This window comes from Paenibacillus montaniterrae, assembly GCF_018403185.1.
Taxonomy (GTDB): Bacteria; Bacillota; Bacilli; order Paenibacillales; family Paenibacillaceae; genus Pristimantibacillus; species Pristimantibacillus montaniterrae.
Window position 1 is genome coordinate 548,681 of sequence record NZ_BOSE01000003.1, and the last position, 15,527, is coordinate 564,207.

The following is a 15,527-nucleotide window of genomic DNA, read 5'->3' on the forward strand; positions in this document are numbered from 1 at the left end:
TGCCGCACATAGGAAAGGAGCCATGCTATCTATGATCCAACATGCCTTAGCAAAGCGAGAGCAATCGTATGAAAACGGAACAGCAGGGAATACCGGCATTGGCGGCATTATATTAGCCGGAGGGCGCAGCAGCAGAATGAATGGGGAAATGAAGTCGCTTCTACCTCTCGCTGGAATGCCTGTTATAAAGCGAATTGCTGTAGAAATGAGCAGGCTGTGCCAGTCTGTAACGGTCGCTGCCGCATATGAGCATCAGGCTCAGCACTACAGCAGGCTAGGGCTGTCTGTTGCTTTGGACGAAGCGCCAGATTGCGGCCCGCTCGTCGCCTTTTATTCCGCTTTGCAGAAGAGGGAGGAGGAGCTCGTCTGGTTATCGGCCTGCGACATGCCGCTAGTTTCTGCAAAGTCTGCGGAATGGATGGTCCAGCAATTAAAGGTGAGCGGAGCCATGGCGGTTATTCCAGAGATCGGCGGCAAGCTGCATCCGCTGCAGGCTATTTACCGCAAGGAGAGCATTAACCTGCTTGCCCCGCTCGTTGCAGCGGGGGAACGCCGCATGGGAGTGCTTATGCAAAGGCTGGAGCCGCTTATTGTGACAGAGCAAGCCTTGCTTGATGCAGGTATTGATCCTCGCTTTGTTTGCAATATGAACACTCCTGAGCAATATGAGCGCTTGCAGCAGAGTTTTTCAGTAAGAGAGGAAGCACGGAGCTTTCCAGTAGGAGAGGAGGCGCGGCAATATGGCTAGCCCCTATCAAATTGTCGGGTATAAAAATAGAGGAAAGACCAATCTTGTTTGTCGGCTAATCGATTTCTGGACAGATAAGGGACAGCGTGTTGCCACGATTAAGCATGATGCCCATCAATTTGAATTTGATCGCAAAGGCAGCGATACATGGCTGCACCGCCATTCTGGCGCCTGTTGGTCAGCGATAACGGCCAGCAACGGTACAGCGATTGTTTATAATGAGACGGAGCAGTTGGCTGATTTGATAAAGCAGGCGCCGAGGGATGCGATTGTAATTGTCGAAGGCTTTAAGCTTGAACCCTACCCTAAGCTCGTGCTAATCCGCTCCGCTGAGGACGTTGAGTTGATTAAGCAATTGCCCGGCGTTACGGCTGCTGCATTGTGGCCTGACATGTGGGAGCAGGTGGAACTTAGGAGCAAGCTGGCGGATAGTATGAAGCTGTCTGTTTTTGAGCTTGATGATACTGAAGAAATCGCTGAGCATATCGATTCGTTATTTTATAAACATATATATTAATTAAGTAACAAGAAAATTAATATATTCGACAAGATTCCCCTTACTTCTGTATGGGGATCTCTTTATAATGAAGGAAATAATAATTGGGAGGTGCCGTGGATGCTGACGAAAAGACTTATTCCAGCGATTGATGTTTTGCAGGACAAGGCTGTAAAATATGTGAAATTTCGCAACCCTACGGTTATTGGCGACCCGGCTCAGCTTGGCAAATTATATGCTGATGCGGGAGCTGATGAGATCGTTTACTTGGATACAACGGCATCGCTTCATAATGAGGAAGTCAAATATGATTGGATTAAAAAAGTTGCCGAAGAAATCTTTATTCCCTTTTCCGTTATTGGCGGGATTAGATCAGTTCATGATATCAAACAAGTTCTAAGATCCGGTGCGGATAAGGTAGGAGTAAATTCGGCCGCAGTAAAAAGACCGGAGTTAATTTCAGAAGCGGCACAAATATTTGGAAGTCAGTGTGTTGTTTTAGGCCTGGATGTGATGCCTGTTTACGATGAAGAAAGCAACGTGCTCAGATGGGAAGTCTATACGCATTCGGCACACGAAAATACCGGGCTAGATGCGATTGAATGGGTGAAGTACGCCGAGGAACTCGGCGCGGGAGAGGTTATTTGTACCTGTATTGAAAAGGATGGAACAAAAGAAGGATATGACTTGGCGCTTATAGAGGCGCTTTCCAAGCATGTCGGAATACCGATAATTGCTTCAGGCGGAGCGGGCAAGCTAGAGCATATTAAGGATGTTTTTATTGAAGGGAATGCAGATGCTGCGCTTGTTGCGTCACTTCTTCATTATAAAGAATATACCGTGCAGGAAATAAAGCAGTATTTGGCAGATGAAGGTATTCATATGAGACTATAATCGTTACTATTAAATCCTGAAGTGAGGTCAATAGCTGGCCTCTTTTTTTGGCTTGTGCAATAATTGCAATGATTTAATGGAAGAGTGCAATATTAGTAGAGGATTGCTTAATAGTTTTGTAATAAAGTAAACATGTAGATTAATCGCATTGCGATAAAGCATTAATGGAGAGGAGGGCTGTAAATGAAAAAGCTGTTCGTCGTTGGAGACAGTATTTCCATTCAGTATGGCCCATTCTTAAAGCAAATGACAGCAGGCCGCTTTCATTATGATCGGAAACGCGGCGTAGAGGAAGCGTTGGCTGACCTGGACAAGCCGGTTGGTGCCAATGGCGGCGACAGCAGCATGGTGCTGCAATATTTATTGCAGGAAAGAAGCAAGGGCGTGCGCTATGATGTTCTGCTCGTAAATTGCGGCTTGCATGATTTGAAGACAGATCCGCACTCAGGGCTAAAGCAAATATCGCTGCAATTGTATCGAACCAATCTTGAAGCGATCATCCATTTCGCGCAGGAAATTTCACCAAGATTAATCTGGATTCGTACGACGGATGCGGATGAGAACATACATAATTCCCCTGGCTCAGCTTTTTTTCGATTTCACGACGATGTTGTAGCCTATAATGAGGCGGCGGATGAGATTATGGACAAGCACAAGGTCCCGACAATTGATCTTTATACGTTCACGCGAGCCTTCGGCAGTGAAGCGTACTGTGATCATGTGCATTACAAGGAAGAGATTAGACGTTTGCAGGCAGCATATATTGCAGGATATTTGCAACGCTACAGCTAAATAATAGAGAAGCACAATTTCAAGTATAGCTAAATTGATGGAGGCGGAACTTATGAATATTTTGTTTAATCGTTTTCCTCGCGGCGTTACGAAGGCGCTTACACTAAGCTTTGATGATGGCAGAGAATATGATCGCAGACTGGTGGAGCTGTTTAATGAGTATGGGCTGAAAGGAACCTTTCATTTAAACAGCGGTTTTTTTGGCCGCAACAGCTATATTGAAGCGGGAGAAGTTGCCGAGCTGTTCCGAGGGCATGAAGTATCGATCCATACAACGCATCATCCATTTCTCGAGCAATCGCCGCAGGAGCAAATCATTTTTCAAGTTGTGCAGGATCGTCAGGCGTTGGAGTCGCTTGTTCGCTACCCGATCAGAGGGATGAGCTATCCGTTCGGCACGTATCATGCTGGTGTAATCGAGCAGCTTCAAGCGTTAGGAATAGAATATGCGCGCACGGTGCAAAGCCACGGCGAATTTCATATGCCGCAAAATTGGCTGGCATGGCATCCGACCTGCCACCACAAACATATGCTAGAGCATGCAGACAAGTTTCTGCAATTGCAGCAGCGGCATACACGGATGAGCCTGCTTTACGTATGGGGACATAGCTATGAATTTGAAGGTGACAACAATTGGGAAATCGTGCAGCAGTTTGGCGAGAAAATCGCAGGCCGCGACGATATTTGGTATGCGACCAATGCGGAAATTGTCGCCTATATGAAGGCGCTGCAGCAGTTGCGGTTTACGATGGATTGCAGTGTCGTTCATAATCCGACCGCGCTTGATCTATGGGTTAGCGTAGATGACCAGCCTGTTGAGCTTAAAGCAGGCAGCATGGTTGAGCTTTAAGTCAGGGTGCGTCTGAGAACTGCTACTGAGCGGGTTTTCAGACACGCCTAGAGAGGCAGTGATGGGCGAAAGCGCCTGTCACTGCCTCTCTTTTACGTGGTTCTCACTTACTTCTTGCCTTTCTCTACATATGCCGCGACATATTTGCCATTTTGCTCCGCTTTGAACTCAAGCTGGTGATTACTATTGAGCTTGCTGTTGTTGACAGCAGTTAAGCGGTTATTGTTGTCTACACGGTAGACTGTCCATTTCCCTTTCGAGGAAGGTCTCTCTAATTGCTGCGGCAGTGTTACGGTTACGCCGCCTTTAAGCTTATCAACCTCTTTGCCATCATAAAGGACAGTAAGCTGCAGCATAGTATCGCTGCCCGTAGCTTTGACGACTGCTTCTGGAGCTTGCACGTTTTCCAGCAGCACCTCCAGCTTGCCCTTGCCCTTTTGGCTTTGCACAACTGCCGCGCCAAGATTGATGCTGGCAAGTGGTGTCTCGATTTCAAGCTTATGTGCGTTCAGTCTGGTCCATTGCTCGGTTACTTGCTGTGTAAAGCTTAACAGCAGCTTCGTGCAGTTGCTGCTTGAGCATTTAACCTGAATGACTTGCTTTGATTTTGCCAATTGCTGCAGCAGCTCTGGTGTAATGACCGCTTCTTCAATGCCATCGCTGTTAGGCTGTGCAACAATAACCCCTTGCTCTCCAGGCTCGCCGCCTGTGCCTTTTATCGTCATAATCATCTCGCCAGCAGCATTTGAGCCATCCTGGGCACGCGCTGTTACTTTGACCTCGCCTGCGCTTTGAGCCACAAGCAGGCCATCGCTCGTTATCGCGGCCTTGCTTGTCGCTGAGCCATCGAGGTTCGTTACGCTCCAGGCGACTTGCTTGTTCGTTGCCGCAGCAGGCGCTATCATAGCCTGCAGCTGAAGCTGCTCGCCAGCTTGAAGCTCGTTGCTGCTGCTCTGAATCGTAATGCTGCTAATGGCAATCTGATTCAAGTAAATGCTCGGCTTAGGCGGCTCCGCCATGCCTTCTCCGATAAAGAAGCCAGGATGCGGCGGCTGGTTGTAGGCAACGTTTTGCCATGCGATTGCTAGCCGATAGTTTGGATCATGCATTAGCGTATAAATGCGATGCTCAGTCACATCCGTTGTCGTGTAAAGCCGCAGTGCCGAGCTGTCCTCCAATCTCCACAGCACCTCTTCCCGCCAATCTCCCAGCAAATCGGCCTGCAGCGATGGATTGCCCTTGGTGCTGTTGTTGGAAAGCGTGCCTTCAGCTGTCAGAATTCGCTCCAGCTTGGCGTTTTCATAATCCCATTTGTCGATAACGCCAGTGCCTGCGCCAATCGCTTCATGATAGTCATGGTCAAGCAGCTCGCGCAGCAGGTCGCCATCCCACCAAATCGCAAAGTTGCTCGTTGGAATCGAGGTGCTGATCTGCTCTCCTGTCGTTGCATTGTGCAAGCCGCCTGTGCGGCTGTTCCATTCTCCTTTGATTGCCCATGCCTCGGCGCCAGGATAGCGAGGATCGATATCGGCAATCAGACCGCGTCCTGTATCAATGCCCGTGTGCTCTCCCCATAAAATTTCTCCGGTACGAGCATCACGCAGGTTATAGCCATACGGTGCGCCGGTATTTTCCTGCACAGCGAAAATTTCCAGTCCCTCGCGGCTTGGAACGAAGTTGCCGACATGAAGCGCATCGCCATGTCCCAGGCCAGTTGTGTATAAGCCTTTGCCGTTGTCATCGACTACCATCTGGCCGTAAATGATCTCGTCCTTGCCATCCTGATCGACATCCGCAACGCTCAAGCTGTGGTAGCCTTGGCCCGCATAGTCGCCATTGCCTTCATCTAGCGTGTCGAATCTCCACTCCTGAGTCAGTTGGCCATCTCTCCAGTTGTAGGCGGCAAGCACGATCCGGGTATATACTCCGCGTGCCATCACTAAACTAGGGCGCTCACCGTCAAGATAAGCGATCGTGGCTGCAAAGCGGTCAACGCGGTTGCCGTAGCCGTCGCCCCAATCCGCGACAACACCGCGCGGCGGATCATAGTCGACAGTAGCAAGCTCCGCTCCCGTCAAGCCATCGAATATCGTTAAATACTCATTGCCGATAATGACATAACCGGATGAATTGCGATAATCCTTGCTGCCATCGCCGATAACGCTGCCTGTGCCGTCGATAGTGCCGTCAGAGGTTTTCATGGCGACTTCGGCTTTGCCATCTCCGTCGAGATCATACACCATAAATTGCGTATAATGCGCTCCTGCACGAATATTGCGGCCCAAATCAATCCGCCATAGCTGCTCGCCGGACAGCTTATACGCATCAATATAGACGTTGCCGGTGTAGCCGGCGTGCGAGTTGTCCTTGGCGTTGGACGGGTTCCATTTGACGATAATTTCATATTCGCCGTCGCCATCGAGATCAGCCACGCTTGTATCGTTTGCGCTGTACGTATACGGGTCGCCAAGCGGCGTCACACCATCAGCCGGCTTGTTGAGCGGGATGTCGATATATTGCTCGGCCCAAACTTGTGCCTGATCATAGGCAGGCAGCTCCTTATTGTCGATAACGGCTGCTACAGCATAAACGGATTGCAGCGTGCCTTGCGCATCCAAATAGTTGGTGCTGCTTGTAATAGGCGTATTGGTAATGCGCTGCCCATCGCGGTACAGATGGAAGGCGATGGAGGACGGATCTGTTCCGAGCATGCGCCAGCTCACAAATACACCTTCGCTCGTATTCACTGCAACCAGTCCGCGGTCAAGCGCCTCCGCTTGCCGTACAAGCGTCGTAACAGCAGGAGTTGCCAGAGCTTCAGACAGCTCGGAAGGTAGACCGTTATGCAGCGCCTTGACCTTGAAGTAGTAAGCGATTGTCGTCAGCACGCTCGTATCGGTGAAGGCCGGAGCATTCGCAAAGCCAACCAGCTCATATGGCCCGTCAATGCTTTCTGAACGATAGATCGCATAGGCGTGAGCACCAGCAACGGCATCCCACTCGATGGTTACATCATTTTTGTTTATTTCTGCCACAGCAAGCTGCTGCGGTGCGTCAATCACGCCATTGCTTGCCTCGAACAAATCAACGACCAGCTCATTGGAGCGAACCGACTCGACCCCGCCCGGGTCAACCGCTGATACCGAGTAGCGGTAGCTTGCGCCGACAACTACGTTTTCATCTGTCCATTCAGCCTCGGCAGGCTCTGCAACCAGCTCGCGCACGGAGGAGCCTTCAATTTGACGATAAACGCGGTATTTGACGATGTCGGCAGCATCATTCCATTTTAATGAGATCGATGGCTGCTCGATGTCTAGTGTCGAGTCTGCCAGATGCAAATTGTCAGGAGCGACAAGAATCGTTGTAATTTCAAGCGCATTGGCAATTGCAGTTGATCCGGTAAAGTGGAACAATAATTTGCCGTCGGTAACTTGAATATTGTTAATGACCCGCTCTGTATAGCTGGAGTTGGCCGCGTTCACTGCGCCGTAGCTTACGCCATTGACCGCCAGATTAGTGCGCGCGCTGCCGCCGAAGTCGCCAACATAAAGCTTGATCGCGTAGATGCCGTTTGGCACATCCACTCTAAACTGCCAGCCTGTATTAAAATAGCCAATCCAATCGCGCAGCGCATCAAGCACCTCTGTTGGCAGCTGGCCGGCGTAATTACCGTAGCCGCGGTTGCGGGCGATCATGCCGGCTTCGTAGTACAAGCCGTAGCCGCGTTGCTCATTGTAGGCTGTCGAGGTTGCTTCGGACGCTCCCAAATTAACGATCGTATAGCCAGCCGCATCGGTGCCCGGATGCGGATAATCAGGTCCGCCCTGGAAATCGAATTTATAATCGGCCGATTTTGTACGGAAGCTTGCTTGAGCCGAAGGCTCAGATTCTCCCTTGGCATTAACGGCCGTTACATATACGACATATTCGGTTCCGTCCGTCATGCCAGTAATGCTTGCCAGCGGCGAGGTTGAGGTTGTTACCAGCGTAAACGCGGCTTCATCAGCCTGCTTGCGGTACACCTTGTAAATGTCTGCGCCATTTACTGCCGACCAGCTCACTGTAGCGCCAGCATTGCTAATGCTGCTTACAATTAAATCGCTCGGAGCGTCAGGCACAGCGTCAGGCGCTTCACTAGCAATCACATATTGCGAGATTGGCAGATTCAGCTCGCTGATTGCACCGGCTACTAGTCTTGCCAGCTGAATAGCGCCGTACTCCTGAAAATGCGTATCGTCGGTGCTGCCGTTAGGGAAAGCAGGATAAACACCTGGGTCCGTATGCAAAAAGACGGAGCGAGTTGCTTCAAAGCCGATTTCGTCGTAGAAGGCAATGCTCAGCGCGCTAAGGTCAACCAGCTTCACATTCAGTTCTGCTGCGACCTCCTTCATCCCTTGCACGTACTCCGGGAAGCTGACATTGAACTTGCCTGTCGCTTCGTTGAAGGAACGGCGTCCAACCGGAGTTACAAGAACAGGCTCTGCTCCGCGCTGGCGCGTACCGTTGACATAGGTTTTCAAATATTGCTTATAGTCTGGAACGGACGTATAGCGCTCCGGCACGCTAATCGTTGCATCGTTATGACCGAATTGGATTAACAAATAATCGCCAGGACGAATCGAACGCAAAATATTGTCGAGGCGGCCTTCAGTAAAGAAGGTTTTGCTGCTTCTGCCGCCGATGGCGTGGTTGTCGAACAGCACATCACTGGTAAAGAAGCGATTGATCATTTGTCCCCAGCCCGCCTCCGGCTTCCAATATTCATCGTAGGTTTGCACGGTGGAATCGCCGGCAAGATATACTGTTGGCTGCGAGCCCGGCTGGCGTTCAGGCAATTTATCCACTGTTATCGCATTGATTTTCGGAGCACTGCCGTTAAAGCTGATATTAAGCTGCCCGTCAATCAAAGCCAAATCAAATGTGCGCTCCATGTATCCAACTGCCTCCGTCTCGGGAATTTGCACCTTTTGCATGCTTTCCGCAATGATGCCTGTGCGCGACGCTAACTGCGAGTCGCCTGCGATCACGGTAACGCGATAGTCGCCAGCAGGCAAATCGAGCTTGAACTCGGTTGCTGGCTGCGGAATCGCGTAATCATTTTTTACTGGATCAGCATCGTTGTTCCGCCCCCATACAGTGCCTTCCATGCTGGAGAAGCCATAGCCAAGCTCCTCGCTGTACACATTTTGCTCATTAATCGGAATATAGCCTTCGGCTGCTACGCCTTGGCCAAAGTCAAAACGATATGGGAAGCTGTCAGGAAGCTCGACAGGTGCGGAATAGATTACACTTTGCACCGTCGGCGATGGCTCTGATTCGCCGATGCTGTTCACTGCCCGCACCTGATAGAAGTAGATCTTCGAGGTATCGGCACTAGTGTCGCTGTATTGCAGATTGACAATGGAATCGGCAATCAGCTCGAAGGGACCGGCTGCTTGCTCGGCACGGTAAAGACGATAGCTATCGGCAAGCGGAGCTGCTGACCAGGCAAGGGTAACAGAGCCTGCACCGACGCTATGCAGCGAGAGCGCGGCTGGTGCTGGCGGCGCTTCTGTAACCGCTTGCAACTGAGTGGTTACGAGATTGCTTGGTCCAGATTCATAGCCGTTTTTCACGGCGGTTACATAATAATCGTAGCTGCTTGCGAGCTGGGCTGTTGTATCCTGATAGCTTGGCTCAGTGAGCTGCGCAGCGATTTGCTCAAACTCGTTTGCGCCGCTCAGCGAGCGGTAAACCTGATAGCTCGTATTGTCAGTTGCGCTTGCCTGCCAATTTAGCGTGATGCTCGTATAGGACGCAGTTGCCTGCAAAGAAGCTGGCGCTTCAGGAATTTCAGGCAGCAGTTCAGTGATGACAATGCCATTAAGATATAAATGACCGGAAAAATCGAGTTGAATATATCCGTTTACTGCTTGTTGCTCAAAGGTTAGCGAGCTAACTCCCGCTTTAACGCTAATTCTGCCTTTATTTGAGCCGTCTACTGAAACGTTCATATTCGTTGTTCCACTGCCAGTAGGGTCGCCCGAGTATACCGTGACCCTGTAATGGCCATTTGGCAGATCGACGCGAAAAGCAGCAACGCCAAGTAAAAACTGATTTTCCAGCGGCGTTAATCCAGGCTGATTGCGGTCACGCGAATTCAAGCCGCTTGGATCAAGGACGCCGTAGCCAATTTCGGGTGAATAAGCTGGCGTTGCAGGGTAGATCGATGTCCATTCCTCCATTCCCGTCTGTGAAGCTCCTGGATGCGCCATATTAAACTTTAGCTCCAATGGAGTGTTGGCTTCAGCCAGTACAGTCTGTGCTGCGAGAAAATTTGGAGAAATGAGCCCTAGCACCATGAGCAGCGCCAGGGGCAATGCTGCAATTTTTCGGATCTTGGTGTTCATATTGATGCTCAACCTCACTTTCCTCAACCTGATTTATTAGTAGACACAATACTAGCTTATTGCTTGGCTTAGTGAAGGAACAGACAGATAAACGATCTTTTTGTTCAAATTTCCGTCATCTTCTTCGTTCTGAATAAGGGCATAAAAAAGAATGTCGGAGGCTCCGAGCTGCTTGGCAGCATGAGCCTCCGACATATCTTTTGCGTATTGTTATGAGGTTGTAATCGTTACGGTGCTTGTTTTGCCGTTCCACTGCACATTTGCGCCCAGCGCTTCGCTAATGAAACGCAGCGGAACCATTGTGTGGCCGTTTTTCGTTTGTGCCGGAACATCAAGCTTTACGGATTGCCCGTTTTTAGTTGCCGTGCTGCTGCCAATCGTTAGCCCAATGGTTGTGTCGCCTTTTGTCGCCTTGACGGTGCGCTGAATTTGATTCCATTCAACCTTTGCCCCTAGCCGCTCAAAAATCGCTCGCATTGGAACTAGCGTATTACCTTTTACGACAATTGGCGATTGCTCGAACTGCTGCAGCTCTCCATCGATAACGACTTTAATCGAGTCGAAGCTAATGACAAGCGCATTTGCTTTAATGCCAGCGCCAAAATATTGCTCTCTCAAATCAGAAATTTCTTCAAGGCTATCTGTGCGCTGCTTTAGAATGCTGCGAACCGTTTCATCACGCAGCTTGACGACATCATTGATCGTATTTTCGCGCGTCTTCTGAATCGTGTTCATAAGCGAGTCGCGCTCAGCCTGCAAATCCTCTTCGCCAGTTTTCAGTATGCTCTCGATATCTTTCTTTGCTTCCTCGAGACTGAGGTTTCCTATTTTATATTTCCACATCGTGCTGGTTGAATAATTCGGATTGCTTTCATTATGAAGCTCCCACATCAAGCTTGTAGAATAGCTGGGATTAACCATATTGGCATATTTCCACATCGTACTCGTAGAATAGCTTGGGTTGATTTCGTTTTTATACTTCCACATTAGGCTGGTGCTGTAGCTTGGATTAATTTGCGTATTGAATTTCCAGTGCAGGCTTGTGGAATAGCTTTTGTCGGATTCCTTGGCGTACTTCCACAGCGATCCGGTAGAGTAGCTTTCATTAATTTGGTTTTTATATCGCGAAAGCTTTGAATTGTAGGAGCGGTCTGAGCCGAATTGAGCTTCAAGCTTCTTGTAATCCTCCTTCAGCAGATCGGCCAGATACTCCAAATCTTCATCGAGCCATTGCTCTAGCTTCTTCTGTTCGCTAGATATCTTTTGTAAAAATTGCTCATAGTAATTCGTTTCGCTTTTCAAATCAGTTTTATATTGCTCCGTAAACTTAGCTTCAAGCGCTTCGTACTTCTCTTCAACCTCACCCATGAAAGTGCTGGCGGCTTCCAGTTTTCCTCCCGGCAAAGCAAATGAGGCAATAAGAATGAATGCAAGCAAAATCGTTAGCTGTACTTTTAAAGTTTGTTTTCTCATCTTATCCTTCTCCTTCGTTGTTCGTTATGAATAGATCTATCATTATCCAACCAGAAACATTCGGCTTTTATTTAAAAAAACCTGCCAGCATCCTAGAAATTGGAACTTTTTGACTACGGTAGTAGGAATTTAGTAGCTCTATCTTTTAGGCTGAAAAGTTAACAATAATGTGATATGATTGTTTTATTACAATAAATATAAAATTAAAATCATCACAACCAAATTGAGTTGAATTAAATGATAAAGAAGGTGAATATCGTTGCTGCAACTTTCGATTAATGATCCTGATCGACTCGTAAAGGTCGCACATGCGCTTAGTACCCATACCAGAGTTGGCATTATAAAGCTGCTGCTTACCAAGCCGGATTACAACATTGTTGAAATCGCCGAGAAGCTGGATATTCCAGTATCGACGGCAGCGAACAATGTTAAGGTGCTGGAGGAGGCCGAGCTGATTATTACTGAGCTGCAGCCTGCAACGCGTGGAGCGATGAAGGTATGCAGACGCAACTTTGACGATGTGCATATGATTCTTAATCCTAGCGTGTATGAGCAGGAGCGGGGCAAGGTGGAGGAGGTAGAAATGCCGATCGGGCATTTTATCAACTTTGATATTGTGCCGACATGCGGCATGGCTAACAGCACAGGCATGCTGTTTCCCGAGGATGATCCCGTCAGCTTTTACTTGCCAGAAAGCCGCACAGCCGAGCTGATCTGGTTCCGCAAGGGCTGGATAGAATACCGTTTTCCGAGAAAGCACCCGCCGGGAGCGCAAATTCGCTCGCTGGAGTTTTCCCTGGAGCTATGCTCCGAGGCGCCAAATTACAACAATGACTGGCCTTCGGAAATTACAGTTTGGGTAAATGGAGTAGAGCTTGGTTCCTGGATTTCGCCGGGTGATTTTGGCGATCATCGTGGCAAGCTGAACCCTTCGTGGTGGTACGACAAAAGCACGCAGTATGGTTTGCTGAAAACGTGGTGCGTCGACTTGAGCCGCAGCACGATTGATCAGGAGAAATGCTCTGATACGAAAATTGCAGATCTGATGCTTGAGGACAAGCCTTACATTACGTTGCGCATCGGGATCAAGCCGGATGCCAAGCATCAGGGCGGCATGAATTTGTTCGGCAAAGCGTTTGGCGATCATGCGCAGGGGATTATTATGCGCCTAGAATACGATATTTAGACTGTAGAGAGGAGGTTCAATAATTCGACTTTGATGACGATGTGACTTCTCTGTTGCGGATTCGACGGCGAAGCTTGCACGCTAGCGAAAATTCCGGTGCTCACGTAGCAAGTGCCTACGCTGCGCTCCTCATTTTCTACTAGCGTGCAAGCTTCTTGGTCCTGAAAGCCGAATTATTGAACTTTTATTGGAAGAGGTAGTTCAATAATTCGACTTTGATGACGATGTGACTTCTCTGTTGCGGATTCGACGGCGAATCTTGCACGCTAGCGAAAATTCCGGTGCTCACGTAGCAAGTGCCTACGCTGCGCTCCTCATTTTCTACTAGCGTGCAAGCTTCTTGGTCCTGAAAGCCGGATTATTGAACTTTTATTGGAAGAGGTAGTTCAATAATCCGACTTTGATGACGATGCGGCTTCTATGTAGCTTAGTCGACGGCGAATATGTCACGCTACCGAAGGCTGCGGTGCTCACGTAGCTAGTGCCTACGCTGCGCTCCTCGCCTTCTAGTATCGTGCCATCTTCTTGGTCCTGAAAGCCGGATTATTGAACTTTTATTGGAAGAGGTAGTTCAAAAATCCGACTTTGATGACGATGAAGTTGCTCTGTAGCTTAGTCGACGGCGAATATGTCACGCTACCGAAGGCTGCGGTGCTCACGTAGCTAGTGCCTACGCTGCGCTCCTCGCCTTCTAGTATCGTGCCATCTTCTTGGTCCTGAAAGCCGAATTATTGAACGTTCATTTAAGGATTCGGATATGTCTTCCTAAAGGGAAGGAGGTATATTCCGGATCTTTTTTTATTGATTGAAACGAAAATATTGAAAGAAAGCGTTGACATTATTTTTATTTAGTTATAATATTTGTTTATAAACAAAATATATGAAATAAAACAATTGTTTTGTTAGGGAGAAGAGAAACAGGATGACAACAGCGATGTATGTGAAGGATTATCCGCGTCCTCAATTTGTGAGGAGCAACTGGGTTAATTTGAATGGGGAGTGGGACTTTCGGTTTGATGATCATAATCGAGGCGAGCAGGAGCGATGGTTTGCGCAATTTCCAAATGAGCTGAAAATCCGTGTTCCATTTACGTATGAAACGAAGGCTAGCGGGATTGGCGTCGAGGAGCATCATGCTAATGTGTGGTATCATCGTGCGTTTGAGGTTCCGCTGCAAGTGCCAGGCAAACGGCTAATTTTGCATTTTCAAGCGGTGGATTATTTCGCCAAGGTATGGATCAACGGCATTTATGCCGGCTCTCATCAAGGGGGATATGCAGCGTTTTCCTTTGATATTACGCCATATGTGCGCCCGGGCTCGACGAATCAAATAACCGTTAAGGTCGAGGACAGCAAGGACGCAACGCAGCCGCGCGGCAAGCAAAGATGGGTGGATCGCAGCTTTGAATGCTTCTATGTCCAGACGACCGGCATATGGCAAACGGTATGGATGGAGCTGGTTGATCCTGTACATATCGATTCGGTCAAAATAACGCCGGATGTCGATGCATTTTCCGTCAAGCTTGAATTTCAAGTAAAGGGGGATTTTCAGAGCAAGCCTGTTGCCTTGGAAACGATCATCAGCTTCAAGGGCCAGCAAATTAAAAAAATTAGGCTGGCAATCGACCGCCCTTGGCTGGAGGTCGACATAGGCCTCATTCATGAAGGCAATGGCCCTTGGAAGATGTGCTACTGGTCGCCTGCTCATCCGCATTTGTATGATGTGGAATTTGTGCTGTACCACGGCGAAGAGAAGGTCGATCATGTGCATTCCTACTTTGGCATGAGAAAGATTTCGATTGAGAAGGGAGAGGTGCTGCTTAATAATGTTCCGCTTTATCAGCGGCTTGTGCTTGATCAAGGCTATTGGCCGGAAAGTCACTTAACTCCGCCGTCAGAGGAAGCGATTATCGCGGATATCGATCTCATTTTGCAAATGGGCTACAACGGAGTGCGCAAGCATATGAAGGTGGAGGATGCGCGTTTTCTGTATTGGTGCGATGTTAAGGGACTGCTCGTCTGGTCGGAGATGGCTGCCGCCTTTGAATTTAATGATCAGGCCGTGCATCGCTTTACAGCCGAATGGCTGGAGGTTGTTCGTCAGCAGTACAATCATCCGAGCATTATAACGTGGGTGCCGTTTAATGAGTCGTGGGGAATTATGAAGATTAAGACAGACGTTCGGCAGCAGCAATTTACGGAAGGGATCTATCACCTGACTAAATCGTTTGATCCTCATCGTCCGGTCATTACGAATGATGGCTGGGAGCATACTGTATCCGACATTTTAACGCTGCATGATTATGTGGAAACAGGTGAGGAGCTGCTGCAGCGCTTCAGCGACAAGCAAAGCATAGTCCACAATGAGCGGGCATTCAACTATTTCAAATACGCCTTTGCCGACGGCTATAGCTATAAAGGGCAGCCGATCATCTTAAGTGAATTTGGCGGAGTTGCGCTGAAAAATGATAGCGGCTGGGGCTACGGCAGGCAGGAAGCGGATGAGGAAGCGCTGCTGCAGCGATTGCGCGGACTGCACCAAGCGATCAGGCAAGCGAAGTATATTGTCGGCTACTGCTACACGCAGGTTACGGATGTGCAGCAGGAGGTAAACGGCTTGCTGACCGAGACGCGTCAGCCGAAGCTACCGCTTGAGACGATTCGTGAAATTAATCTTTCAAGAGCATAAGGAGGAAGTT

At 48.9% G+C, this 15,527-nt stretch carries 9 protein-coding genes; 7 read left to right on the forward strand and 2 right to left on the reverse strand.

What is annotated here, in order from left to right:
• Window positions 1-31: 31 nt before the first annotated feature.
• From mobA to KJS52_RS11430, 5 genes are all read left to right on the forward strand, one after another.
• The gene (gene mobA / locus KJS52_RS11410; protein ID WP_213515051.1) at window positions 32-748 is read left to right on the forward strand and encodes a molybdenum cofactor guanylyltransferase; all 717 of its coding nucleotides are present in this window, start codon (window positions 32-34) and stop codon (window positions 746-748) included.
• The gene (mobB, locus tag KJS52_RS11415; protein WP_213515053.1) at window positions 741-1,265 is read left to right on the forward strand and encodes a molybdopterin-guanine dinucleotide biosynthesis protein B; all 525 of its coding nucleotides are present in this window, start codon (window positions 741-743) and stop codon (window positions 1,263-1,265) included. The genes mobA and mobB overlap by 8 nt, the downstream gene beginning before the upstream one ends.
• Window positions 1,266-1,364: 99 nt before the next feature.
• The gene (gene hisF / locus KJS52_RS11420; RefSeq protein ID WP_213515055.1) at window positions 1,365-2,138 is read left to right on the forward strand and encodes an imidazole glycerol phosphate synthase subunit HisF; all 774 of its coding nucleotides are present in this window, start codon (window positions 1,365-1,367) and stop codon (window positions 2,136-2,138) included.
• 183 nt (window positions 2,139-2,321) lie between these two features.
• Window positions 2,322-2,930, forward strand: coding sequence for an SGNH/GDSL hydrolase family protein (locus KJS52_RS11425; protein WP_213515057.1), 609 nt, complete (start codon window positions 2,322-2,324; stop codon window positions 2,928-2,930).
• Window positions 2,931-2,982: 52 nt separating this feature from the next.
• On the forward strand, window positions 2,983-3,780 hold the full coding sequence (locus KJS52_RS11430; RefSeq protein ID WP_213515059.1) for a polysaccharide deacetylase family protein: 798 nt from the start codon (window positions 2,983-2,985) through the stop codon (window positions 3,778-3,780).
• A gap of 107 nt (window positions 3,781-3,887) precedes the next feature.
• Here the strand turns inward: KJS52_RS11430 and KJS52_RS27705 are convergent, their stop codons facing one another.
• Both KJS52_RS27705 and KJS52_RS11440 read right to left on the reverse strand, forming a co-directional pair.
• The gene (locus KJS52_RS27705; RefSeq protein WP_213515061.1) at window positions 3,888-10,169 is read right to left on the reverse strand and encodes a rhamnogalacturonan lyase family protein; all 6,282 of its coding nucleotides are present in this window, start codon (window positions 10,167-10,169) and stop codon (window positions 3,888-3,890) included.
• Between the two features lie 210 nt (window positions 10,170-10,379).
• Complete coding sequence (locus KJS52_RS11440) at window positions 10,380-11,642, reverse strand: copper amine oxidase N-terminal domain-containing protein (protein ID WP_213515063.1); 1,263 nt, start codon at window positions 11,640-11,642, stop codon at window positions 10,380-10,382.
• A 259-nt stretch (window positions 11,643-11,901) separates the two neighbouring features.
• On the opposite strand from KJS52_RS11440, the gene KJS52_RS11445 reads away from it, so the two are divergent.
• The gene (locus tag KJS52_RS11445; protein ID WP_213515065.1) at window positions 11,902-12,828 is read left to right on the forward strand and encodes an ArsR/SmtB family transcription factor; all 927 of its coding nucleotides are present in this window, start codon (window positions 11,902-11,904) and stop codon (window positions 12,826-12,828) included.
• Window positions 12,829-13,750: 922 nt separating this feature from the next.
• Window positions 13,751-15,517, forward strand: coding sequence for a glycoside hydrolase family 2 protein (locus KJS52_RS11450; RefSeq protein ID WP_213515067.1), 1,767 nt, complete (start codon window positions 13,751-13,753; stop codon window positions 15,515-15,517).
• Window positions 15,518-15,527: the final 10 nt, after the last annotated feature.

What these genes read in the sequence shown, in the direction of transcription:
- KJS52_RS11425 (WP_213515057.1), top strand. Translation starts at nt 2,322, where the DNA reads ATGAAAAAGCTGTTCGTCGTTGGAGACAGTATTTCCATTCAGTATGGC.
- KJS52_RS11430 (WP_213515059.1), top strand. Translation starts at nt 2,983, where the DNA reads ATGAATATTTTGTTTAATCGTTTTCCTCGCGGCGTTACGAAGGCGCTT.
- mobA (WP_213515051.1), top strand. Translation starts at nt 32, where the DNA reads ATGATCCAACATGCCTTAGCAAAGCGAGAGCAATCGTATGAAAACGGA.
- KJS52_RS27705 (WP_213515061.1), bottom strand. Translation starts at nt 10,169, where the DNA reads ATGAACACCAAGATCCGAAAAATTGCAGCATTGCCCCTGGCGCTGCTC.
- hisF (WP_213515055.1), top strand. Translation starts at nt 1,365, where the DNA reads ATGCTGACGAAAAGACTTATTCCAGCGATTGATGTTTTGCAGGACAAG.
- KJS52_RS11450 (WP_213515067.1), top strand. Translation starts at nt 13,751, where the DNA reads ATGACAACAGCGATGTATGTGAAGGATTATCCGCGTCCTCAATTTGTG.
- mobB (WP_213515053.1), top strand. Translation starts at nt 741, where the DNA reads ATGGCTAGCCCCTATCAAATTGTCGGGTATAAAAATAGAGGAAAGACC.
- KJS52_RS11440 (WP_213515063.1), bottom strand. Translation starts at nt 11,642, where the DNA reads ATGAGAAAACAAACTTTAAAAGTACAGCTAACGATTTTGCTTGCATTC.